Below are 19598 nucleotides of genomic sequence, written 5' to 3'. Positions count from 1 at the left end.
CTCTCAGAAACCGACCGCGGCGAGATTGGTCTCACCGCGGAATTGATGTCTTGGTGCGGCGGGCGCCGACGCGGCCCGGTGCACGATCTGCTGTACCGGCGCGACCTGCGCGCCGAAGGCCAGCAGCCCCCAGTGCGCGAGGGTGCCCGCGACGACCGGTGAAATGTCGTTCTGCCCCTTGCGGTCCCACGCCCAGCCACCGCCGGACAGATCCCGTTTGATCGCGCCCTCGACGGCCTCGGCGAGCACCGGGTCGCCGGTGTGGTGCAGCAGTCCGGCCATGGCCTTGTCGTAGAAATCGCCGGTGGCCTTCGCCAGCTGGCCCGAGTCGGTCATGGTCGGCTCGATGCCCGCAGCGATCAGGTCGGCTTCCATCGATGCCGCGGGCGAGGCCCGGTCGATCGTGAGCACGCACGGATCCATCCGGGTGACCACGCCGACGATGTACTCGACGGCCGCCGGGGTGTGAGGGCCGTGGTAGCCGAGCTCGATGTGCACGGTGCCCGTGGTGGTCCACTGCGCCGCGGCGATCGAGAGCGTGCGGCGGTCCGGGGTCATATCGACCGAGACCGCGATCGGGCCGACCAGCTGCGCGGCGGCCTCGTCGCCCATCGCGCGCCAGGTCTCCGCCGGAATGAGCGCGGGCATGTCCTCGGTCCGGACCGGCCACACGCCGCGGCCGAGCGCCTCGACACCGAAGGCGATGATTCCGGCCTTGGTTGTGGCCTTGCGCAGCAGCTTGCGCATCTTCGCCGCGGTCTGGATCACCCCATACGAGGGATTCCCGTACTCCCAGGTCGCGACCGCATCGTGCGGCATCTCCTCGGGCGCCATGTACTCGGCGAGGTACAGGCCCTCGACCTGGCGCAGACCGGCGGCGCGCATGTCGGTGAGAACGAAGCCCTTCGAATGCATCTCGGCATTGACCGCCGACGATGTGTAGATCGTCTGCGGATCCTCGGCGGCCATCTGCGCGAAATCGACTGCGGCAGAGGCCGAAGAGTCCAGGTTGTATGCCTCGTCATAGATCAGCAGATCGAGCTTGGTGATGCCTCGGCCGACGTCCGCGGATCGGGTCGACGTGATCATCTGCGCGCCGCTGGTGAGCACGATCTTGCCGCGGCCCTGCGACATCGTCGGCTTGGCCGCGAGGTGGCGGCGCAGCCACGGGCGGCTGTTGATCATGGCGACGAGCCGCGAGTGGATCTCGATGCCCGTGTCCCACCGCTGCACCGTGTACAGGATCTTCTCGCCCAGCTTGAACAGGCCGTACAGGCAGCGGAACAGCAAGATTTCGGACTTGCCGTTCTGTCTCGGGCACAGCAGCACGGCGTCCGGATGAGTCCAGCTGCCGTCGAGGGTTTTGCGCAGGATGGCGCGCAAATTCCCGCACTGCCATGGCATTACCGGCTGCACGGTCGCGCGTCCGGCCAGTGTGATGGCCTTGAATCCGTGCGTATCGTCGCCGTCGAACACCGAAAGGTGGTGCGGCGCCTGCCGTCCGGTCAGCGTCGGGAACACGAGCGGATCCGGAGCCGGGAACAGCTCGACGACGTTGTCAGAGATCAGCGAGGCCGTCCTCGTCATCGGGTTCCGGAGCGCCGCGGCGCCCCGCGATGGTCGCTAGCAGCTGCCGCAGCGTCCCGGCCTGCTGGCGGGCCTCCTGCAACGCGCCGTCGACCCGTAGTTCGAGCTCGCCGTCGCGGGCCTTGGCGATGCGCGCCCAAATGTCGATGTCGCCGTCTAGAATTCGGGCCAGGTGCTCAAGCCGGTCAGCGATCCGGCACGCTTCCAGCACCAAAACGCCAGTTTCGAACGACTTTGTGTCGGATTCGAGTGCGTTCCAGAGCATTTCGCCCGCAGGACCGAGGTTTTCAGCCATTGCACGCACCGTTTTGGGCCCCGTGTAAAAAAAGCTGACTAAAGATGGGGGTCAGGAGGCCCCGGGGGGTCAGATTTTCTGCCGGCGCGCCCCTCACAGCGCCCCGCCGGCCGCCGCCCTGGGGTCGAGAGTCCCCGTGACCCTCTCCAGGTCGGGCCATGGTCACCACCCCTGCAGCAGGCACCAGGCGGCCCTGTCGTCGGCGTCCTGGCCCTCCTCGACTGCCTGCCCGGTGAGCGCCGGCCGCTGATCGTCGCGTGAGCCGTCCCCGCGCGATCGGTTGCATGACCGGTGCAACAGCCGGTCGGTGACCACCCCGCCGCGTGAGCGCGGTTGGGAGTGGTCACCGTCGAGCATCTGCGTCCGGTACATGCCCTTGCCGCACCACCAGCACGGCGTGCCGTCGACGAGCTGGCGTTTGAGCGCGTCGACGGCCTGCTGGTGTCGCCATCCGAGACCCCGGGCTGTGGTGCTGCGGCGTGCGGGATGCGCGGCGGCCATGGCGGGAGCTACTCGCTCGCAGTACCCGACGACGGCGCGTCCGTCACCGCGCCGCTGTCGCTCGTGGTGGGCGCAGCGTCAGCACCCGACACCTTGCCGCTGTCGCTGGTGACCGGGACCTGCACCGGGACCACGGGCGCGGTCACGGCGGTCGGGTCGGTCGGCGGCACGGTCTCGATGGGCTGCGAGGTCACCGGTGCCTGCGGCTCGACGACCGGGGTGGCCGGCGCGGGCGAGGTGGCGCTGGCCGAAGCGGTGGCGTGGGCCTGCGCGGCTGTGCCGGCGATCTGCTGGGTGATGGCGTCCAGCGCGGCCAGGGTGTCGGCGCTCGGGGCCGCACCGTTGGCGACCTGGGTCTTGAGCGCGGCAATCTGGCCCTGCAGGTCAGCGATCTGGGCTACCTGCTGGGTCTCGAAGTTGACGAGCGCGGTGTTGGAATCGATCAGCGAGGCGATGTCGGCCTTGAGCTGAGTCTCGATGTCGGTCATGAGGATCTCCAGAATCCGAGCGTTCTGCTCGATGATGAATCCGGCCCAGATCGGGATCGGGCCGTCATGGATGGCGGCCACGTTGCCGCCGGTCAGGAATGCCTCGAACTGGTCGAGGATGAAACGGTGCCGGGACATCAGCAGTGGGTGATGACGGGGCCGTCAATCGAGCCGGTCATGGTGGGCGCGAGACGATCCCATAGCTCGGCATGGTCGACATATATGCGGTCGACGGTGAAGCCTCGGGCGGCAGCGCGGTTCATGTACCGGCAGAACCTGATCCATCCACCATCCGAGCCACTGAGAGTTGCGTCCTGATCGGATCTCCGGGCAGGCCGCGCGAAGACGAGAGGGGTCTGATGCGACCTCTGGGCGCGCTCGCCTTCGCGCAGCTGCTCCATGGCCTCAGTGAGCAGCGTGGTGATGGCGTCGTCGCTCGGGGCGACGATCAGCACCCGCAGCCCTGCCCGCATATCGGCGAGAGCCCGGTCGATGATCGTCGGCATCGACCGAGGTTCTTCAGCGACAGACTCGGTGAGCGCCCGGCGTACGCCTTCGTCCACGGCTTCCGCGATCAAGTCGCGGGCCTGCTGGGTCGTCAACACAACGGCGTGGACCTCGACGGTTGCGGAATCCGTGGCCATCGGTCAGACGAGCACGCCGAGGATGGCCAGGGCGATGCGGCCGAGCAGCGACCACGGGACGAGGGCAAAGTCGGCGGAAAGAGTCGAGAGCGGCATGGTTTGCTCCTAATACGACGGAACCCGAACCGTGACAGATTGGTTCGGGCGATTGGTGACCAATGGTCGTGGCAGGGGCGTGATTTGAACACGCGACCTCTGAGTTATGAGCCCAGCGAGCTGACCGAACTGCTCTACCCTGCTGCGCGCCCGGCGATTCCGGGCATGAAAAAGGCCCGGTCCGCGTGCGTCGGATCGGGCCTTGGGGACAACTGTCCCACTGCAGAAAAGTGTTGCACGCCGAAGCGATCTTGTCACGTCATGCGATCTGCCAGGGGTTATCCGGTCTCGGTCATGCTTCCGATCCTCCCTCGGTGGCATCGAGCGCCGATTCTCGAATGTCGGCGGTCGACGACCGGCCGCGAGACTTGAGCGGCGGCTCGGACCGCTCGCGCACGATCTCCACTCCCGCCGTCGGATCGATGAAGAACGGATTGGATGGAATTTGCATCGCCTGCATTTCGGTGAAGTGTGGTTCGCCGTCTCGCCGCAGCGGATACCGCTGCCTCTCGCCGTCCCGCTCGACGACGAACCAGACGCCATCCTGCGCTATCTCGGCGCTGACCGCGCTTCCCTCGTCGACTTCCACACCGTGGGCTGTGAAGGTGTTGCCGTGGCCGTCGTTGAATGTGACGGTGCCGTTGACGACCGCCATGGAGGGCTGGTTGCTCATGGTTTCGATTCTCCTTGATCGGTGGCCCACTCCTGCTGGTAGTCGGGGTGATCGAACCAGATGGCGGCGAGTGCCCGGATCTCATCACACGGCCACAGCACGTCGCCAATGTCGCCCGAGCACTCTTCGCATATGACCCCCGACACCATCCGCAGGCACCGGGAATCTTCGTACCACTCCCAGTTCTTGGCCTCGTGACGCCCGGCGATCGCCCGCAGCGCCGCGCACTGCCGCAGCACGCGCGCCGGGTCGTGACGGGCGATGTGGTGACCACTCTCGGCCTGGACGCCCGGCACGGTGCCTTCCTCGTCGCCGCGTGTGACGTTCTCGTAGTACACGCCATCGCGCGGCGCATCGGGGCAGTAGACCTCGCCGCCGGTTGCGCTCAGCGTGTCATCGCCGTCGTATGCCCATCTCGCATGGATGCCTTCGCCGGCTGTCCGCGCGATAGTCTCATCCTCGACGAGCCGGGCCTCGATGAACTTCTCGATTCTCTGCACGCTCAATTCCTCCGCAGGTGTCCACGTTCGTATGCGAGCTGAACCGACCTCGCCCGCATGTCGTCCTGGTGCTGCTGCTCCTCGATGGATACCGCGATGGCCATGGGCCGCGCTGCCTTGGGCTTGTCGCCGAGTTCCTGCACGATTTGGTCGATCTGCTCCTGCGGCACGGGCAGTTCGGCCAGCCGCTTCGCCTGCGCCGCTTCCGCTTCGGTCATCGGGCGGTGCGGGCGGATGCCGTAGACGGCCCTCCGCTCGTCGCTCATGGGTTTCCGCCTCCGTGTATGCCGCACCGGATCTCCTGGTGGCCGCCCACCCAGGTGACAGTCCACGTCGGGTAAGCCCAGTCGGCGCAGATGACGCAGATCTCCGACATCTTGTTCGGGACGATCGACTCGACTTCGGGCGAATCGCTCATGCCGTCGATCCTCCTCGGATTCGCTGGTGCCGGTCGACGATAAGCGGGTACAACACGTGCAGGTACTCCCAGATGTAGACCCCGAACCAGGCCGCCGAGCAATCAGAGCACTCAGCGGAGATGCGCCGGTTGGGCAGCCAGCCTCGCTGGATCTGCCGCGCCCAATACCGGCATCGCGCCGATACTTCCGGCGGTGCATCACCCCAATAGCGGTATCGGTCGTCGACTTTCGCAGGCTTGGGCTTCTCCAGCTCGATCCACGGCTGCCCTTCGGTGCCCGTCTTGCCGGTCCGGCTCATGCCGTCGATCCTTTCGGGTGTGTGGTCAGCGTACGCAGTCGCCGCACGTCGTCGAGCCGATACAGCGGCCGATCACCTTCGTGGCGGCGCGGCTTCAGCTGACCGCGCGAGATCCACGAGACGACAGTGCCGCGCGGGATGGGCTGGCCGAGCTCGCGCAGCACGCGCAGCAGGTCGGGCAGCTCGAACATCTTCTTGCCGAGCGTCGCGAGCAGGTGCTGTTCGAGCTTGGCGACGTCGTGCCTCACGTTGCAGCGCGGGCAGGTGATGAACGTTGCGACGTCGACATCACCGCCGCTGGTGTTCGACGAGTAGACCGTCGAGGCTGCGTCGTCGATGTACAGCATTTCGCCGCACTCGATCGGTTTGACGTGCTCGCTGATTCGTACCAGCGTCGGGCATGGGCCACGGAATTCGGGCATCGGCGGCGGGTTGATCGCCACGAGCGCGACCTCGGCGAGTCGGGTGATCTCGCGGTGGATTTCGCCGGCCGCCTCGTCGAGGCGCACCGCCATCACGTGCACGCCCATCCACTGCGCGGCGTCGGCCGCGGATCCGGACGGCCCTGGCACGCCACGCGTTTCGGCGATGTGCCGCGCCCACCCGGTCACCGCATTGTCGAGCTCGACGCGGATAGCCGCGACGTCCGGATCGAACGGCAGCGGCTGTTCCGGGCGCGATCCGGTGCGCAGGCCGCGCGATACGCGGTCCTGCCGCAGCTCGGTCACGGCGAGCTGTTCCAGCAGCCACGGCACGCCGTCGAGCGCATCGGCGAGCTCGGCGATGCAGTCGCTGCACAGGAATTCGGCGCACGGCCGCCCGCACTTGCGATTCCGGCAGACCGAGCTCATTCGCCCTCCGGCGGTGGCGTGACGGTGATGACGAGACTCCCGTCGGCGCGCCGCAGGATGTGCATGCCGGAGTACAGGTTGTCGCGCAGCGCCACGAGGATGCCGAACAGCATTTCGAACTGGGCTTTCGGCGGCAGCATGTCGCGGATCCGCGCGAGCTTGCGAATGCTCTCCGCGCCCTGTTCGGCGATGGCGGGCAGGTTCGGTTTGGTCACGGCAGCAGCCCTTTCGTCTTGAGCATGACGAGGATTCCCTCGGCGATGAGCGGCGCGCTCGAGTACGCCCGAACATGCTGCGCGGCTTCGCGGCTGAGCAGAAACTCGGCCAGGCCGTCGCGGTCGATCGGCTCGCGTAGCCGCGAGGCGAGGACGCTTCCCCACGCCTTCGCGGCAACCTCGTTGCTGCCGAGCAGGTTCACGCCCTCGCGCACCAGCTCGCCGTCGCGGTACAGGTCCGCGGACTTGACCCATTCGACGACCGCGGCCTCGATCGGATCCGGTTCGGGTATGCGGAATTCGATCATTCGGCCTCCACGATCGGTGTGACTGTGATGCGTACGCCCGGCGTCTCGCCGAGGGCGGCCAGTCGCTTACGGGCGTGCAGGTCGACGACTTGCGCGTCATCGGCGTACGCGATGCCGGTCAGCGCGTCGAGCACCGCGCGCGAGAGCTTGTCGAGATCCGGCTTCTTGGTGGCTGGTGGCCGGCGGGACTTGGGCGTGCTTAACGGACGCGGCCGCACAAACAGGAGATAGACGGCGACAGGGCCCGTGCCCGGTGTCCAGCCGTGCCCGTACGCGGCCAGCGCGATGCGTTCGCGCCACGGCCCAACCGAATTCGATGACTCGACCATGCGGCCGCCGCCGACGTGTCGCTTGCTGCCTTGCGGCGCGGCATCACCGGGCACAAACAGCGGTGGGATGGCGCGGGGGATCTCCCAGCCGCTGATCGCATCGCGCTTTGCTTCGCAGAACTCGCAGACGACGATCGGGTTGTCGCCGTCGAACTTCCAGGCGTGCTTGCCGTCGGCGCGTGTGGACTTCAGGCACTCGATCTTGGCGCTGGCTCGTGGCTGGGTCACTGAACACCTCCGAGCCACAGAGTTGGGAACGGGAGCGGCCTCCCGCCAGGCCATGCCTGGCGCAGCGCGCGTTTCGCATGACGCGCTCGCACCTGCCAGAGCAGAATTCCGTCCATCTGGCCTGACGGGATCGGGACCAGGACCATCTCGCGGCCCCATGCGCGAGGCTTCATACGCGGGAAGTGCCCAGGCATGCGCGGTTTCTGCCCCCTGCTCATTCGCTCAGTCCCCACGCGCGCAGGCGTTTCTGGACGCCCTCGATCACGGCCGGGTCCGCGCACATTTCACTGATGGGCGCGCCGGCGGTTGGGTCGAGCTCATCCAACGCGGCGAGCATCTCTTCCGACGCCGTCACGCCGAACGCAGCGAAGACGTAGTCGAAGGACTGGCGGACAACGACGTCGACGCTGCCCGCGAGGTATGCCTCGGCGACGAGATCTCGTTTCGAGTCAGGGATTTCGGAATCGGCCACATTTACAAGCGGCTGGCCGCTGTTATCACTGGGCATTGGGCTCCCTCATCACGTCTCGGATGTCTTTGCCGAACGGCACGAACCATGCCCGGCGGAACTGGTCCGCGTTCGCTGCGCGCATCGCCTCGATCTCGTCCGGGTACGGGGTCACCTCACTCAGCCCGTCGGCAGGCCAGTAGTGGTCCGTGACCACCCACACGCCGGTCGGCTCAGCCACGGCTGGCCTCCTTGGGCTCTGGCAGCACCTCGACGGGAAGCCTTGGGGTGCAGTCCTGTTCGTCGAACATCTGGCCAGCTCGGTTCCAGCCGTCCGTCTGGAATGCTCTTTCCCAGATCTGCGGGTAGAACTCGAGCTCGTCCTCGGGTGTGATCTCCCGGACGAGGCACGGCCAGTCGAGGGTGTCGAGTTCCTCGCGGGTCTCGATGACGCTGTGGCCGCTCTGCCGCTCCAGCTCGGCGATGCGGCCGGCGGCGATCCGGTGTCCCGATTCCATGCCGGTGAGGTACGTCCACATCCCGTCGACGCTCCGGCTCTGCGAGGTGCCGACGCCCACGGGGGTGCCGTCGATGTCGCTGTACCGGTAGCTGATTCCGAACCGGTAGGGCCCACCGTGCTTCGTGTCTTCGCCAACGTGGATCTCGGTGCCGATGGCTGCGCCGACGGAAGCGGCGAGCCAGCGCAACTTCCACAGGTCGGGCCACATCTCGTCGAACGGCGGTTCGACGTGACTTCCGGTCTCGTCCTCGACTCTCCGGACGGTCGTCCAGTCCGGCTCGGCGATGGAGTCTCGGTCAGCCACGGTCGGCCTCCTCCACAGGTGCGCTCGGAGTCCAGTTCCCGAGCGCGGCGGCGAGCTGATCGATCTTGGTGAGTTGGAACCCGGACCAGTGCATGTCGCCCGCGACGATGACGGGCAGCGACTGGTAGCCGAGATCACGCACCCGATTGGCGGCGTTCTCGTCGGCCGCCACGTCGAGCTTGACGAACGGGACGCCGCGCGCCGTAAGAGCTTTCGCCGTCGCAACGCACTGGCCGCAGTTCGGCTTGCTGTACAGGGTGACGTTCGGGGCGTCGGGATGGATCTGCTCAGGCATTGCGGGCTTCCTCGATTGCGGGGCGCTGGGCGACGGGGCGAAGCTGCACGCGCACGACAGCGACCGGCTTGTACTTCAGGAGGCGAGACGAGGTGCAGGGCGCGGTTTCGTAGCTGCACCACACCTCGCCGCGCCGCTGCCAGACGTCGCCGTCGCGGTCAACAACGATGGTCAGAGGCGGCAGCGCCTCGAGCTGCTCGACGGCAGTGGGCGCTTCGGGGTCGACGGTGTAGTCGATCGCCAGCTCGAAGAGCTCAGGCATGGTGTCTCCGTTCGAATTTCGGGCGCAGGTGTTTCTTGCACTTCAGGCAGGGCTGCGGGTTGTCGGCGTCGCGGTCGACCCAGCCGTCGTCGCATACGTGCTCGACGGGCTCCTCGTCGACCTCGTCGCCGGTGCGGTCACGACGCATCGGGATCCGCCGCCGCGTGCTTGGCCAGCCAGTCGCAGATCTTCTGGACGTTCTGGCTGTGGGTGTCGAACGCCGCCGTGAGGTCGTCGTGAAACTTCTTGTGCTGCGACGGAATTGCGACGTTCGCGCCGCAGACCGTGCACACGGCCGGGGCGATGAACATCTCGGCGAAACGCGCCACTTCCGCCTCGCGGTCGGCCTGGAGCTTGGCGGCGATGGCGTCGAACGGGTCGGCCGGTTCCTGGTCAGACATCTGCGGTCTCCTCGGCGTGGACGTCGGGCGTGTGCTCGGTGGGGCGGCCGGCCATCGCCGCGCGGATGGCGGCCATGCCGCGGCGGGCCCGGTCGGCGGTGCCGGGGTCGTGGTCGCACAGGGCGGTTCCGCGGTAGCCGTCGGCGTCGCACAGCGTGCAGTTGGCGATGGCCTGGGCGCGGACATCAGCGGCGCGCTTCGCTTCGGCGGTGCGTTTGGCCGCTACAGCGGCGGCGAGCTCGGCATCGAAGACCTCGCGCTGGCGGCGGCGGTCGCCGCACTTCCCGCACGGATCGGTTGTGCCTTCCGGGTGCCGGTCGCAGTACGGCGACGGCGGCTCGGCCTCGGTGACGTGGTTGTGCCGGAAGTCGATTCGCTGATCGAGCAGCGCGGTGCACTCGGCGCAGTCGGGGGCCCAGAAGTCCGGGTGCTCGGGATGGTGTGCGGGGGGTGGGGGGTCGTTGCGCGGCTTCGGGGGGTTGTCGGTCGGCGCGGGCGAATCCGCGCTCCCCCCTCCCAAAGTGACCAGAGAACTAACAGAACCTATACCCGTACCCGTTCCCATACCCGGGGGTTCCGGAGGGGTTTCGAAACCCTTCAACCGTTCGGGAACGGTTTCCGAACCGTCTTGAAACCCTTCCGAAACCGTTTCTGTCGGTTCGGGAACGGTTTCGGAAGGGTTCTCGAACCCTTCAGGATCGATCTCGTCCGCGACCCGCGACGCCTCCGCGCGGCCCAGCCGCCGAAGCTCCTTGGCGAGCTCATGCCGGATCAGCTCAGAGCCCACCAGGCCGGCGCACCGCAGCGCGTTCTTGAGGATGTTCGGATACCGGACGACCTCGCAGGTGCGCATGTACGACCGGATGAACAGCTCGTCGGTCTCGGTGTCGTAGAAGATGAATCGGTGCTTCTGGAGGGCATCGAGATCGCGCCACATGTCGTCCTCGGAGACGTCGTCGCATCCCTTGGCCCACTTCGACGCCATCAGCGGCTGCACGCCGGCGCGGTCGAGTTCCTTCTGGCTCAGCAACTGGGCGTAGGTCGCCTGAGCGGTGCGCGGCAAGGACTTGAAATCGCGGTCACGCCAAATCGATTCCTTGAGGACACCCTGGCTGTTGGCCATCAGTAGGCCTCCTGAGGTAGATCGAACAGGGGAATTTCGGTCGCAGCGCGCCGGGCGTCGGCGCGACTGTGGCGGGCGCAGACCGGGCCGAGGCGCGCGGTGACCGACTCGGCGGAGACGAGCCAGCCGCCGCACCGGATGCACTGCACGGCCAGGCGTGTGCCCTCTGGAAGGTCATCCATCGCGGCCATCCAGCTGGAACAGGCCGGGCGTCGCGCTGTCGGCGTCGCCTCGGCACGTGGTGCACAGCCGATCTCGGGGCACCTCGACGTCGGGATGCCAGGGGGTATGGCATTCGCTGCAATCCATGAGCTGGACCGGGCCGTGCTTGCCGACGCGGTACCGGTGCGGGATCGGGCGCTTCGCCAGCGGTTTCGCTGTACGCGCGGGGGCCGCGGCCCGGCTGCTGCCGGGCCACGGCCCTGCCACGACATTGCTGTCGCCGCTCATGTGCGCGAAACGATCTCGTGAATCTGGTCCCGGATCCAGGCGCGGGCGGCGTCGCGGTCCGGGCCCGGCTCGTACCCGACACCGGTCACGGTGGCGTTGATGACGGCGGCGAGCTCCAGAGCGTCGGCAATGCGGGCGGCCTGGACAGCCGAGGCCAGCTGGGCGGAAGCTCCTGCAAGCGCGCCGATCCCGGCCGCCTCGACGTTTGTGAGGTCGCGGTCATGTCCGAGCTGGATCAGGCGCGCAGCCTCGGTATACACGTCGATGCTCACAACAGGCTCCTGAGATAGCGGGTGTTCTTGAAGGGGACGAGGGAGATCGAGCGGGCGAATTCGCAGCCCTGGCAGCGGCAATGCAGGTCGGCGCGGTCGATGCCGTCGACGAGTACGACTGTTGGGTGGTCGATGAGCGCGACTTCGAGCTGCTCGCGCAGGGCGAATCGGTCGATCCTGTGCTCGGCCAGGCCCTCGGACAGCTCGGCCTCGCGGCAGTCGCAGGCCAGACGATGCTCGGTGCAGGCGTTGTACCGCGGGTCGGTGGTGTCGCGCGGCGGCGAGCTCGTCACCGCGACGGGCTGGCCACGGAACCAGACCATCGGGCCGACGAGATCGGTTGAGGGCCGGGCGATGTGCGGCGGCGGGTTGATGGTCACTGCGGGGCACTGCCTTCGGCCGCGGCCTGCGCCTGCTCGCCGGCGAGGGTGTCGGCGAGCGCGGTGATGAGGGTGTCGGCCTCGGTCGTGGTGAGGTCGCTCAGGTCCTGGACCGGCTTTTGCAGGATCATCGATGCGAAGTCGCGCTGCTGGGCCTCGTCGGTGACCTTGAGCTCGGCCATGATCTCGCGGATCGTCTCCAGCTCTTCGGGCATCACCAGGTTCTCCTCGAGGCGGGCGAGCAACCGGATTGCCTCATCGCGTGTCACGTCGCCCGGGGCGGCGACCGGGCGGCCGAGGAACTTGGCGATGCGGGAGAGGATTTCGGCGTCGTCGCAGATGCCGCGCTCGCCGTACAGGCGGCCGAGTTTCCGCTGTTGGATCTTGGTCATCGGCGGATCGCTCTCGGTAGAGGCCTTAGCCGAGTCCGTGACCTGCACAGTGTCTGGTTTCGCGCCCGGATTTGAGGGGGCCTCGGTCGCCGTTTTCCACGTCTCGATCACAACCGCGGGATCCACCGGCGCGGGCGCCGAAGCGAGCACCATCTCGGCGGCCGAGACGCGCTCGGACTGCACACGTACCGGCTCGGGCTCGGACTCGATGTCCTCGACGGTGCGCGGGATGCCGAGCAGCACGTCGGGCGCGAGGCGCCGGCACACCTCGGCGGCGGCCTTGGCCCACAGCATGTTCTCGGGCTCGGTGATGTACTTCTCGTTCCCGATCAGGTTGCCGTTCTTGTTCACGGCGTAGACCCCGGTGCCGGGGTCGATCTTGGGGATGTAGCCCGCCTGGTGGGCGCGCTCGATCGTCCACGTGCTGATCTCGGACTCTTTGCCATTGGGAGACCAGCCCTGGAATACGACGCGGTCAGGGCCCGTTTCGATCGTGTCGAATCGGAATCCGCGGTTCTTGAGCAGCGCGACCATGGCCCGGGCATAGATCGCGGGCATGCCGTGCACGACGAAGATCTGCTGCAGCGATTGCAGCGGATGAAAGCCCAGTTCGGCCCCATGCAGGATCGCGACCGTCGCCGCTTTCGGGTTGCCCTGGTAGAACTTCGGGACCATCGGCGTCATGCACACGACATCGGCGAACTCCCGCGCGTCGGCCATCGCCTTGAGGTAGCGGGTGAGGGTGGCGAACGGGTCCGGCGAGACAGCCACGAGGGTCGCCTCGACGGGTTCAGGGATAGCAATTGCGGTGGTCACCTGTACTGCTCCTTCTTGAATTCCCAATCGGGAAAGTCGATTTGATGGCGGCCGGGGCCGTGGCCGAGGTCCGGCCGCTGGTCGGTGTCGATGTAGCGCGCGTATTTCTCGAGGGCGCGGCGGGCGGTGTCGCGGCCGAGGTCGACGACTCGCGGTTTGAGCTCGTGCACGGCGACCAGGTAGGGCGGGCGCTTGGCTACGGCGACGAATACGAAGTCATCGAGCGGCAGGCCGGCCTCGTCGAATGTCTGCTCGTACCAGGGCTGTTGGACGTGGTAGCCGAATCGACGAGCCTCGTGTTCGAAGTCGCGCGGGCTCGACGACTCGCAGGTCTTGAGGTCCGCCGCCGTCCGTTTGTGCAGCCAGTCGGTGCGGGCGCGCATCATCACGCCCGTGATCGGGTCACGGCTGTATGCGCTGAGTTCGGGCAGGCCCTCGGCGAAGATCGGTCCCGCCTCCGGGTGGTTGAGGACGGCCTCGGCCATCGCCTCGGCGACCGCGATCTGCCGGGACAGCAGCGGCACGCCGCCGCGGGCCCGAATCGCTTTGCGCCGCTTCTGGTCGGCCGGTTTCTTCCAGTCCGACGCCTTCACTTCGACGATGCGCTTGCCGTCCTCGAGGACGAGATCGTGCACAGCGGTGCCCATCTCCATTTCGGGAGTGGGCTCGCGGGTTTCCGGGTGGTCTTGCTCGTACAGCCATTCAGCCGGGGCGATGTCGAGCAGGCGACGGGCACCGCTCGACGACAGCGTGTTCCGGTCACCGTGATAGACCTTCTCGGGCACGTCGGCATACACACCGGGCACGGTCGGGGCCGTCATTCGTCCACTTCCAACGCGAGAATCGCGTCGGCCGTCGACTTGATGGTCTGCCTCTGCGACTTCGTGGCCAGGTTCCCGACGGTCGGGTAGGAGACGCCGGACCTGTCCGCGATGTCGATGAGGCTCCAGCCGGCATCCCGCAATCGGTCGATGTGGGCGCTGACCTTGTCGGCGCTGACCAACGCCCCGCCGCGGTCGGGCCGCGGCTGGCTCGGCTGCCCCGGAACGAGGCCGCACATCTCCAGGAACATCCGCAATTCGTCGGCGTTGACCGCGTTCCGGGCCAGGGTGCGCCGAGCGGCTGCGCGCTGGGACTCGGTGAGCTCCTTCACCGGAGGGACAGCGTCCCGAACGGATCCGATATCGATAGGGGCACCCTTCGGCATTCAGAACGCCCCCGTCTTGTCGGCGATGTCGTTGTCGCGCTCGCGGTCCGGGTCCTCGGGCCGGTCCTCGCCGTCGTCCTCGGCCGCCAGATATGCATCCGCCGCATCGCAATCCCACGCATGCGCCTCGGCGCGTTGGGCGGCGGTCAACTCGGCTGCCTCGGGGTGCGCCTCGTCGGCCCACGGGTCATCCCCGATGAGGCCGTCGCCGTCGCAGTCCGGGCAGGTGCGGCCGCGATCCAGCTCGCCGGCACCGCTGCACCGCTCGCATTCGACGGCGTCGCGAATCAGGTCCTCGGGCTCGGTCATCGCGCACTCCGGCTCATGTTCGCCGCCCTGCGATCGCGATTGGCATTGACCTCGGCGAGAGTCAGGCTGAACAGCTTGTCGCGCAGCTCGTTTCGCTGATCCGTGACGTTGGCGATCTGCGTGCGGCAGCCGCGGACCGTCTTCTCGAGACCGCGGACCTTGTCCTCGAGATGCGCGATCGTGCGCGCGGCGAGGTCGGCCTTCTCCGCCGCGGCGTCGAGCTCGCCACGCAACCGCACGTTCTCGTCGACCAGCTCGTCGAGGTTCTGAGGCTCGGTCATCGCGCACCGCCGTTCGCGTTCGCCGAGGTGTCGCGCAGCTCGTTCCGCTGTTTGGTCAGCTTGGAGATCCACGCCTTGAGCCTGGAGACCTGTTTCAGGAGTTCGGTGTTCGTCGCCTGGAAGCGGGTGCCGACCGTGTCGAGGATCGCGATCTGCGCCTTGGCGACGTCGAGTTGTGCGCGCAGCCGGGCGTTCTCGTGGCGCAGCTGCTCGACCGTCTGCTCGTTGACCGTTTCGGGACTGGTCACCACTGCCCCCTCGCAAGGTTGCGGAGGCGGCCGGCGATTTCTGCGTGCGTGAGCCCGGCCCCGTCTGTTGCGGCCAGCACGTCAGCGAAATCGAGGACAGACGTGCGCAGTTCGGTGCCGTCCTGCAGCGCGTGCTCTGCGAGTTCCTTGATCGCGGTATCGACAGCGGGATGTGGTGCGCTCACTGGGCACCGCCCTTGGGCGTTCCCGGCTCGTTCTCCGACTTACCTGCCCAGTGCGGGGCGTTCAGCAATGCGGGCAGGCACCCGCAGTCGTCGGGGCGTTCGTGGTGGAACCCGATACACCGGTCATCAGGGCAGCCACAGGCATCGCCGGTCCAGGTGTCGCCGATGCCGTAGCGTGTGCGCCATTCAGCGATGCTGACGCCAGCTGCGCGCAGGGTTTCGCGCGCGGCCCAGTTCAACTTGCGGCTCACCGGGAGGACCGCCTCAGCGGTGGTGATCTCGCTGATGTGGATGAGGTTCCCGAGTCCGGCAATGTGGCCGAACAGGACCTCGTTGTCCAGTGGCAGCCGGGCGAGTCCGGCGCGAATGGCGTAACCGCGAGCGGCGAGGCTGGCGTCCGCGACCATCCACGAGTGGCCGTATACGCGGTCCCACCAGTCCTCGATATGGACCTCGATCGGCCCGTTACCGAAGTTCATCAGGACGGTCTCGCCCGCGAGCGGTGAAGGCTCGGTGTGGATGGGGTGTTGATCGGACATGGCGTAGCATTCCTTTCGTCTCTGGAATGCGCCCCGTCGAGGTAGAAGCTCGACGGGGCGCGGTGGTTTCAGGGATTTGGCAGGTCGCCCAGCACGGCGAATCCATCAGTCGCGCTGGGCTTCCTGATCCAGCGGCCGGAGGACGGATGACGGGCGCGAGCCGCGCGGCGCAGATCAGCTCGCCGGGCGCGGAAATCAGAGAGCAGCGCGGTGGCGAGCCAGATCCCGATTCCGATCGCGATAACCCCGCAGACGCCGAGCACGATGACGACCACGGCGAGCAGCTGCGCCACGCCGATCCAGCCGGTCGCGTACAGCACCCAGTTGCCGACCAGGGCGGTGAACCATGGCCAGGTGACGTGCATGAAGGCGTCGATCGCCTGCCCGGCGCGGTGTTTCATGCTCACAGGTCGCGACCCCCGATCATGACGATGGCGACCACGAAGGCGACCACGGCCAGCACGACGACCGCGACGGACAGCCAGCCGACGCCGAGGGTCATCTCGACGCCCACAAGGGCAGTGAGCAGGATGATCGCGAGAGCCAGCAGCAGCCAGCCGAACATGATGGCGGTATCCCGATCGGGTTGGGCGGCATCGCGATCGACGTGGTGAGGACGATTCATCGCGACCGCCTGCCGCCCGCGAGTGCGAGCCGGATCAACGGGGTGAGCGCGGCGAAAGTCAGCGTCCACACCGTGATGAACAGGAGGATGTCCAGGCTCATCGCGGCATCACCACCGGATCAAGAGCCTTGACGGACTCGATCGCATCCAGGTTCCAGATGCACCCCGACGCGCAGTCCCACCCGTAGTACCAGTCGAGGTTGTAGCGACGCTCCCACAGATACTGGGCAATGATCACGCCGTCGTACCGCTGGACAACGGCCGGCCAGTCGATGCCCCACCGATCCCGGTGGTTCCCCAAGCGGCGATCGAAATCCGTTGGCGCAGCGAACTCGTCGTGGAAGCCGTCGATCTCGGAGACCGATGTGATGGTCCGAATGCTGGCCGAAGTACGCAGCCGTACCTCGTGCGCTACAGCGAGGCGCTCGACTGCGAACTCCTCGCTCCGGCACCACGCGGGCCAGTCGCCGTCGCCCTCGACGGACACCCAGAAGCCGACCGGCTTCGTGAACGTCCCCCGGTCGCGCTGCGTGTAGACCCGCGAACGGTCGAAGGTCAGCGGTTCTGCCTGGTAGTGCATCAGGCGACGGTTCATCGCGGCATCACCACCAGGCCAAGCCACCCCAGGGTGAACACCACGAGCATCGTGATCACGGCTGTGACCAGCAGGGTTCGGATTTCGATGGTCACAGCGACGACGCTCCGATCGGCACGACCCAGCGCGGCTGCTCGCGCACCCACGCATAGACGGTCGGCCGCAGCAGCTGGCTGGGTTCGGCCTCGGGTTCCGAGCACGCGAGGTTGATCAGTGCAGGCAGCGTCACCATGGACAGCGCCCACAAGGCAACGAAGATGGCGACGATCATGCGGGCCCCCAGGGCAGCGAAGCGATCGGGGTGCGCAAGGGCAGGATGATCTCGGGAATCGGCTTGGGGGCGGGGGTGGGGTGAATCAGTGAGTGAATCCAGGCGAGCAGGTCCATTGGGATCTCCTGTCTGCGTTGGGATTTCGGGTTGGTGCGTGCCCGGAGGGGCGAGGTGGGGAGTCCTCGGCGATCCCCTTCCGGGGCGCGCGACCCGCAGCGGCGTCGACGGGAACCGGTGCGGGAGTCTGGGTTAGGCGGACTTGGCGCTGAGACGCTTGCGGCTCTTGGCCGACAGTCCTGCGGCCACGCTCACGACGGGCGGCGCGGGAGTCGGCGCGACCTGTTCGGCAGCGGCTGCCTTCGGGCCGCGCGCCATGTACTCGAGGAGGTACGCGATGTCGCTCTCGGTCATGCTCCAGATGCGCCCGGCGCGGCGACCGCGCAGGATTCCGGCGTTCAGCCTGCGGCGCAGCCACAGTTCCGAGGGCACGTCGACTCGTTCGACGACTTCGGCGAGGGTGTAGGTGCGCGTCTCGTTCATGCCCGGCTCCCAGCGTGTCCGCTCCTGCGGCGAGGCAGGTACGTCGTGGAAATGGAGCTGGCGGGAAGGTTCAGGGCGGCTTCGATATCTGCGAGCAGTTCACGGCTGGCCCCGCGCTGGCCGGTTTCGACCGCCGACAGGGTGCCGTTGCTGATCTCGCGGCCCGAAATCAGCCAGAGTCGCCGGCGCACGTCGTCGAGGGTCAGTTTTGCTGCGACACGCACGTCGCGAAGTGACACGTACGGGGGTGCTTTCCGCTCCCGCGTACTTGCTTGTCCCTTGCCATCCTTGGTGGTTTGCTCGGTCACATCGGCAACTTTAGGGCAAGGTTCCCCAAGTTCGCAATCCGAAGCTTGGGCGTGTTCTAGATCAACTTGGCAAACATTGGGGACAAACCGACCAGCAGCGATGCCGTTGACACGTAATTACAGCTGCGGGTATTGGGTTTGCCGAAACTTTCGGAGACACTAAGGGGCATGACGGATCGCAACATCGCCAGGCTCGGGCAGTTAGCCCACCAGCGACGGCTGGAACTTGGCCTCTCGCAGGCAAAGGTGGCCGAAGCTGGCGGACCTTCCGACACCACCCAAACAGCGCTCGAAGCCGGCGCGCTGTCCAAGGTGCGGCCGGCCACGTTGCGAAAGCTGGATATCGGCCTGCAATGGGCACCAGGATCGGCCGCGGCGATCCTTCGCGGCGAAGAGCCCGCAGCCGCGGGAAGCCCCGACGAACCGACGCAGCCGGGGCGCGAGGTCGCACAAGGCCCGCAGCGCCCACAGGGCCGAGACTGGGTCGACCCTCTGGGCGGCATCCATGTGCCCCTTGCGCCGGATCAATTGGCGCCGGAGCGCATTAATCAATTGCTTGTGGTGATTGCCGATCTCGACGTGCAGTCGCGTGCGCTACTCGACTCGGAGAACCCGGCGGTGCAGCGCACGGCGGCAGCGGCGCAGCGAGCAGTGGCCGTCGTCAGTCAGGCAGTCGCCGAATGGATGGGCGGGGAAAACCAGCTCGTCGAATTGGCCGAGGCGCTGAGCCGATTGGCCAAGCAAAGCAGGCTGACCGCGAGCGCTTCCGCAGATTCAGCTGACGCGACGATCATTGCGCGGCCGCCGGAGATGAGGCCATAGCCATCCGAATGGAGTGGGTCGGAGGCGGTCTGAACGTTCATGCATGACCGCCCGCTATCGCATGGCTCCCCAATATCCCCATCGTTGCCTCCTCCGACCCACCCCGGTACCCAGCTGGATACCGTCGCAAACCTTCCAATACGCATCGCACATTACGACTAATTCGGGTGAACGGGAAGATATCTCGATGATTTGGTTATGGGTTGTTAGCTGCGGGAACAGGTCCCGCTGGGCGGTTGCTGACCTTTCGTGCCACACGGTCGGTATGAACCGACATGCAGCGCCAAACCGACCGGTAGCGGTTGCGGCAAACGCGCACGAGCGCTAGCGACCCGGCGGCTCGAAAACCACCCGCACAGTCGATTGCACGCTCCCCGGAGGCGTTGACGCCATCAACACCCCGGCATAAAGTTCCAGTTCGCGACGGTTCTCGGCAGTACTCCAGAGTCGTTTAGGCGCAGGTAGACGCGAATGGCGTGGGGTTCAAATCCCCTATCCTCCGCCGGATGGGCCCAGGTCAGATGCTCTATTTGAGCAGCTGGCCTGGGCCGCATCAACAACGGCATCAACACG

General features: G+C 67.0%; 42 protein-coding genes and 1 tRNA gene. 1 reads left to right on the top strand and 42 read right to left on the bottom strand.

Features of this window, described 5'->3' with window-relative positions; genetic code table 11:
• Positions 1 to 3 precede the first annotated feature (3 nt).
• The 41 genes from ACFXKA_RS37525 to ACFXKA_RS37325 form a co-directional block, all read right to left on the bottom strand.
• Positions 4 to 1587: a hypothetical protein gene (locus ACFXKA_RS37525; RefSeq protein WP_379431016.1), complete on the bottom strand. Its 1584-nt coding sequence runs from the start codon at positions 1585 to 1587 to the stop codon at positions 4 to 6.
• Positions 1559 to 1882 carry a hypothetical protein gene (locus ACFXKA_RS37520; RefSeq protein WP_379431015.1) on the bottom strand — a complete coding sequence of 108 codons (324 nt, stop codon included), beginning with the start codon at positions 1880 to 1882 and terminating at the stop codon, positions 1559 to 1561. The genes ACFXKA_RS37525 and ACFXKA_RS37520 overlap by 29 nt, the downstream gene beginning before the upstream one ends.
• 162 nt (positions 1883 to 2044) lie before the next feature.
• On the bottom strand, positions 2045 to 2383 hold the full coding sequence (locus tag ACFXKA_RS37515) for a hypothetical protein (protein ID WP_379431014.1): 339 nt from the start codon (positions 2381 to 2383) through the stop codon (positions 2045 to 2047).
• Between the two features lie 8 nt (positions 2384 to 2391).
• Positions 2392 to 3009 (bottom strand): hypothetical protein, encoded by a 618-nt coding sequence (locus ACFXKA_RS37510; RefSeq protein ID WP_379431013.1) that lies wholly within the window; start codon positions 3007 to 3009, stop codon positions 2392 to 2394.
• The gene (locus ACFXKA_RS37505) at positions 3009 to 3515 is read right to left on the bottom strand and encodes a hypothetical protein (RefSeq protein WP_379431012.1); all 507 of its coding nucleotides are present in this window, start codon (positions 3513 to 3515) and stop codon (positions 3009 to 3011) included. The genes ACFXKA_RS37510 and ACFXKA_RS37505 overlap by 1 nt, the downstream gene beginning before the upstream one ends.
• Before the next feature lie 165 nt (positions 3516 to 3680).
• Positions 3681 to 3755 (bottom strand) — tRNA-Met (locus ACFXKA_RS37500).
• 148 nt (positions 3756 to 3903) lie between these two features.
• Positions 3904 to 4284, bottom strand: a complete 381-nt coding sequence (locus ACFXKA_RS37495; protein ID WP_379431011.1) for a hypothetical protein — start codon at positions 4282 to 4284, stop codon at positions 3904 to 3906.
• On the bottom strand, positions 4281 to 4784 hold the full coding sequence (locus ACFXKA_RS37490; RefSeq protein ID WP_379431010.1) for a DUF6221 family protein: 504 nt from the start codon (positions 4782 to 4784) through the stop codon (positions 4281 to 4283). Before ACFXKA_RS37490 ends, ACFXKA_RS37495 begins: the two co-directional genes overlap by 4 nt.
• 2 nt (positions 4785 to 4786) lie before the next feature.
• The gene (locus ACFXKA_RS37485; protein WP_379431009.1) at positions 4787 to 5050 is read right to left on the bottom strand and encodes a hypothetical protein; all 264 of its coding nucleotides are present in this window, start codon (positions 5048 to 5050) and stop codon (positions 4787 to 4789) included.
• Positions 5047 to 5202, bottom strand: a complete 156-nt coding sequence (locus ACFXKA_RS37480) for a hypothetical protein (RefSeq protein WP_379431008.1) — start codon at positions 5200 to 5202, stop codon at positions 5047 to 5049. The genes ACFXKA_RS37485 and ACFXKA_RS37480 overlap by 4 nt, the downstream gene beginning before the upstream one ends.
• Positions 5199 to 5501, bottom strand: a complete 303-nt coding sequence (locus ACFXKA_RS37475) for a hypothetical protein (RefSeq protein WP_379431007.1) — start codon at positions 5499 to 5501, stop codon at positions 5199 to 5201. The genes ACFXKA_RS37480 and ACFXKA_RS37475 overlap by 4 nt, the downstream gene beginning before the upstream one ends.
• Positions 5498 to 6256 (bottom strand): hypothetical protein, encoded by a 759-nt coding sequence (locus ACFXKA_RS37470; RefSeq protein WP_379431006.1) that lies wholly within the window; start codon positions 6254 to 6256, stop codon positions 5498 to 5500. Before ACFXKA_RS37470 ends, ACFXKA_RS37475 begins: the two co-directional genes overlap by 4 nt.
• 92 nt (positions 6257 to 6348) lie before the next feature.
• On the bottom strand, positions 6349 to 6567 hold the full coding sequence (locus tag ACFXKA_RS37465) for a hypothetical protein (protein WP_379431005.1): 219 nt from the start codon (positions 6565 to 6567) through the stop codon (positions 6349 to 6351).
• Entirely contained in the window at positions 6564 to 6875 is a 312-nt protein-coding gene (locus ACFXKA_RS37460) for a hypothetical protein (protein WP_379431004.1), read from the bottom strand. The genes ACFXKA_RS37465 and ACFXKA_RS37460 overlap by 4 nt, the downstream gene beginning before the upstream one ends.
• Complete coding sequence (locus ACFXKA_RS37455) at positions 6872 to 7432, bottom strand: RusA family crossover junction endodeoxyribonuclease (protein ID WP_379431003.1); 561 nt, start codon at positions 7430 to 7432, stop codon at positions 6872 to 6874. The genes ACFXKA_RS37460 and ACFXKA_RS37455 overlap by 4 nt, the downstream gene beginning before the upstream one ends.
• 214 nt (positions 7433 to 7646) lie before the next feature.
• Positions 7647 to 7940 (bottom strand): hypothetical protein, encoded by a 294-nt coding sequence (locus tag ACFXKA_RS37450; RefSeq protein ID WP_379431002.1) that lies wholly within the window; start codon positions 7938 to 7940, stop codon positions 7647 to 7649.
• Entirely contained in the window at positions 7930 to 8121 is a 192-nt protein-coding gene (locus ACFXKA_RS37445; protein ID WP_379431001.1) for a hypothetical protein, read from the bottom strand. Before ACFXKA_RS37445 ends, ACFXKA_RS37450 begins: the two co-directional genes overlap by 11 nt.
• Positions 8114 to 8704, bottom strand: a complete 591-nt coding sequence (locus ACFXKA_RS37440) for a hypothetical protein (RefSeq protein WP_379431000.1) — start codon at positions 8702 to 8704, stop codon at positions 8114 to 8116. The genes ACFXKA_RS37445 and ACFXKA_RS37440 overlap by 8 nt, the downstream gene beginning before the upstream one ends.
• Positions 8697 to 8999 (bottom strand): glutaredoxin family protein, encoded by a 303-nt coding sequence (locus ACFXKA_RS37435; RefSeq protein WP_379430999.1) that lies wholly within the window; start codon positions 8997 to 8999, stop codon positions 8697 to 8699. Before ACFXKA_RS37435 ends, ACFXKA_RS37440 begins: the two co-directional genes overlap by 8 nt.
• Entirely contained in the window at positions 8992 to 9261 is a 270-nt protein-coding gene (locus tag ACFXKA_RS37430) for a hypothetical protein (RefSeq protein ID WP_379430998.1), read from the bottom strand. Before ACFXKA_RS37430 ends, ACFXKA_RS37435 begins: the two co-directional genes overlap by 8 nt.
• A complete protein-coding gene (locus tag ACFXKA_RS37425) occupies positions 9254 to 9409 on the bottom strand; it encodes a hypothetical protein (protein WP_379430997.1) in 156 nt (51 codons plus the stop codon). The genes ACFXKA_RS37430 and ACFXKA_RS37425 overlap by 8 nt, the downstream gene beginning before the upstream one ends.
• Positions 9399 to 9662: a hypothetical protein gene (locus ACFXKA_RS37420; RefSeq protein ID WP_379430996.1), complete on the bottom strand. Its 264-nt coding sequence runs from the start codon at positions 9660 to 9662 to the stop codon at positions 9399 to 9401. Before ACFXKA_RS37420 ends, ACFXKA_RS37425 begins: the two co-directional genes overlap by 11 nt.
• On the bottom strand, positions 9655 to 10785 hold the full coding sequence (locus tag ACFXKA_RS37415) for a hypothetical protein (RefSeq protein ID WP_379430995.1): 1131 nt from the start codon (positions 10783 to 10785) through the stop codon (positions 9655 to 9657). The genes ACFXKA_RS37420 and ACFXKA_RS37415 overlap by 8 nt, the downstream gene beginning before the upstream one ends.
• Positions 10785 to 10967, bottom strand: a complete 183-nt coding sequence (locus ACFXKA_RS37410; protein WP_379430994.1) for a DUF6011 domain-containing protein — start codon at positions 10965 to 10967, stop codon at positions 10785 to 10787. The genes ACFXKA_RS37415 and ACFXKA_RS37410 overlap by 1 nt, the downstream gene beginning before the upstream one ends.
• Positions 10960 to 11235 carry a hypothetical protein gene (locus tag ACFXKA_RS37405; protein ID WP_379430993.1) on the bottom strand — a complete coding sequence of 92 codons (276 nt, stop codon included), beginning with the start codon at positions 11233 to 11235 and terminating at the stop codon, positions 10960 to 10962. The genes ACFXKA_RS37410 and ACFXKA_RS37405 overlap by 8 nt, the downstream gene beginning before the upstream one ends.
• Complete coding sequence (locus tag ACFXKA_RS37400) at positions 11232 to 11507, bottom strand: hypothetical protein (protein WP_379430992.1); 276 nt, start codon at positions 11505 to 11507, stop codon at positions 11232 to 11234. The genes ACFXKA_RS37405 and ACFXKA_RS37400 overlap by 4 nt, the downstream gene beginning before the upstream one ends.
• Positions 11504 to 11887 carry a hypothetical protein gene (locus tag ACFXKA_RS37395; RefSeq protein WP_379430991.1) on the bottom strand — a complete coding sequence of 128 codons (384 nt, stop codon included), beginning with the start codon at positions 11885 to 11887 and terminating at the stop codon, positions 11504 to 11506. The genes ACFXKA_RS37400 and ACFXKA_RS37395 overlap by 4 nt, the downstream gene beginning before the upstream one ends.
• Positions 11884 to 13095 carry a hypothetical protein gene (locus ACFXKA_RS37390; protein ID WP_379430990.1) on the bottom strand — a complete coding sequence of 404 codons (1212 nt, stop codon included), beginning with the start codon at positions 13093 to 13095 and terminating at the stop codon, positions 11884 to 11886. Before ACFXKA_RS37390 ends, ACFXKA_RS37395 begins: the two co-directional genes overlap by 4 nt.
• On the bottom strand, positions 13092 to 13916 hold the full coding sequence (locus ACFXKA_RS37385) for a PD-(D/E)XK nuclease-like domain-containing protein (protein ID WP_379430989.1): 825 nt from the start codon (positions 13914 to 13916) through the stop codon (positions 13092 to 13094). Before ACFXKA_RS37385 ends, ACFXKA_RS37390 begins: the two co-directional genes overlap by 4 nt.
• Positions 13913 to 14248, bottom strand: a complete 336-nt coding sequence (locus ACFXKA_RS37380; RefSeq protein ID WP_379430988.1) for a hypothetical protein — start codon at positions 14246 to 14248, stop codon at positions 13913 to 13915. The genes ACFXKA_RS37385 and ACFXKA_RS37380 overlap by 4 nt, the downstream gene beginning before the upstream one ends.
• Positions 14249 to 14302: 54 nt before the next feature.
• Positions 14303 to 14611, bottom strand: coding sequence for a hypothetical protein (locus ACFXKA_RS37375; RefSeq protein ID WP_379430987.1), 309 nt, complete (start codon positions 14609 to 14611; stop codon positions 14303 to 14305).
• The gene (locus tag ACFXKA_RS37370; RefSeq protein ID WP_379430986.1) at positions 14608 to 14892 is read right to left on the bottom strand and encodes a hypothetical protein; all 285 of its coding nucleotides are present in this window, start codon (positions 14890 to 14892) and stop codon (positions 14608 to 14610) included. The genes ACFXKA_RS37375 and ACFXKA_RS37370 overlap by 4 nt, the downstream gene beginning before the upstream one ends.
• On the bottom strand, positions 14889 to 15140 hold the full coding sequence (locus tag ACFXKA_RS37365) for a hypothetical protein (protein ID WP_379430985.1): 252 nt from the start codon (positions 15138 to 15140) through the stop codon (positions 14889 to 14891). The genes ACFXKA_RS37370 and ACFXKA_RS37365 overlap by 4 nt, the downstream gene beginning before the upstream one ends.
• The gene (locus ACFXKA_RS37360) at positions 15137 to 15325 is read right to left on the bottom strand and encodes a hypothetical protein (RefSeq protein WP_379430984.1); all 189 of its coding nucleotides are present in this window, start codon (positions 15323 to 15325) and stop codon (positions 15137 to 15139) included. Before ACFXKA_RS37360 ends, ACFXKA_RS37365 begins: the two co-directional genes overlap by 4 nt.
• Complete coding sequence (locus tag ACFXKA_RS37355) at positions 15322 to 15864, bottom strand: hypothetical protein (RefSeq protein WP_379430983.1); 543 nt, start codon at positions 15862 to 15864, stop codon at positions 15322 to 15324. Before ACFXKA_RS37355 ends, ACFXKA_RS37360 begins: the two co-directional genes overlap by 4 nt.
• A gap of 68 nt (positions 15865 to 15932) precedes the next feature.
• Complete coding sequence (locus ACFXKA_RS37350) at positions 15933 to 16271, bottom strand: hypothetical protein (RefSeq protein ID WP_379430982.1); 339 nt, start codon at positions 16269 to 16271, stop codon at positions 15933 to 15935.
• Positions 16268 to 16489 carry a hypothetical protein gene (locus tag ACFXKA_RS37345; protein ID WP_379430981.1) on the bottom strand — a complete coding sequence of 74 codons (222 nt, stop codon included), beginning with the start codon at positions 16487 to 16489 and terminating at the stop codon, positions 16268 to 16270. The genes ACFXKA_RS37350 and ACFXKA_RS37345 overlap by 4 nt, the downstream gene beginning before the upstream one ends.
• Before the next feature lie 97 nt (positions 16490 to 16586).
• Entirely contained in the window at positions 16587 to 17069 is a 483-nt protein-coding gene (locus tag ACFXKA_RS37340) for a hypothetical protein (RefSeq protein WP_379430980.1), read from the bottom strand.
• Between the two features lie 106 nt (positions 17070 to 17175).
• Entirely contained in the window at positions 17176 to 17355 is a 180-nt protein-coding gene (locus tag ACFXKA_RS37335; protein WP_379430979.1) for a hypothetical protein, read from the bottom strand.
• Between the two features lie 249 nt (positions 17356 to 17604).
• Positions 17605 to 17895 carry a DNA-binding protein gene (locus ACFXKA_RS37330; RefSeq protein ID WP_379430978.1) on the bottom strand — a complete coding sequence of 97 codons (291 nt, stop codon included), beginning with the start codon at positions 17893 to 17895 and terminating at the stop codon, positions 17605 to 17607.
• Positions 17892 to 18203 (bottom strand): XRE family transcriptional regulator, encoded by a 312-nt coding sequence (locus ACFXKA_RS37325; RefSeq protein ID WP_379430977.1) that lies wholly within the window; start codon positions 18201 to 18203, stop codon positions 17892 to 17894. The genes ACFXKA_RS37330 and ACFXKA_RS37325 overlap by 4 nt, the downstream gene beginning before the upstream one ends.
• Positions 18204 to 18371: 168 nt before the next feature.
• Here ACFXKA_RS37325 and ACFXKA_RS37320 point away from each other — a divergent pair, with 168 nt between their 5' ends.
• A complete protein-coding gene (locus ACFXKA_RS37320; protein ID WP_379430976.1) occupies positions 18372 to 19025 on the top strand; it encodes a hypothetical protein in 654 nt (217 codons plus the stop codon).
• 392 nt (positions 19026 to 19417) lie between these two features.
• On the opposite strand, the gene ACFXKA_RS37315 is transcribed toward ACFXKA_RS37320, so the two are convergent.
• Positions 19418 to 19598, bottom strand: a 181-nt coding sequence (locus tag ACFXKA_RS37315; RefSeq protein WP_379430975.1) for a hypothetical protein, incomplete at its 5' end; no start/stop codon positions are given.

It is taken from the genome of Nocardia sp. NPDC059228 (assembly GCF_042754245.1).
Lineage (GTDB): Bacteria > Actinomycetota > Actinomycetes > Mycobacteriales > Mycobacteriaceae > Nocardia.
The sequence above is the reverse complement of the archived record's forward strand: the minus strand, read 5'-3'. Positions and strand labels throughout refer to the sequence as shown.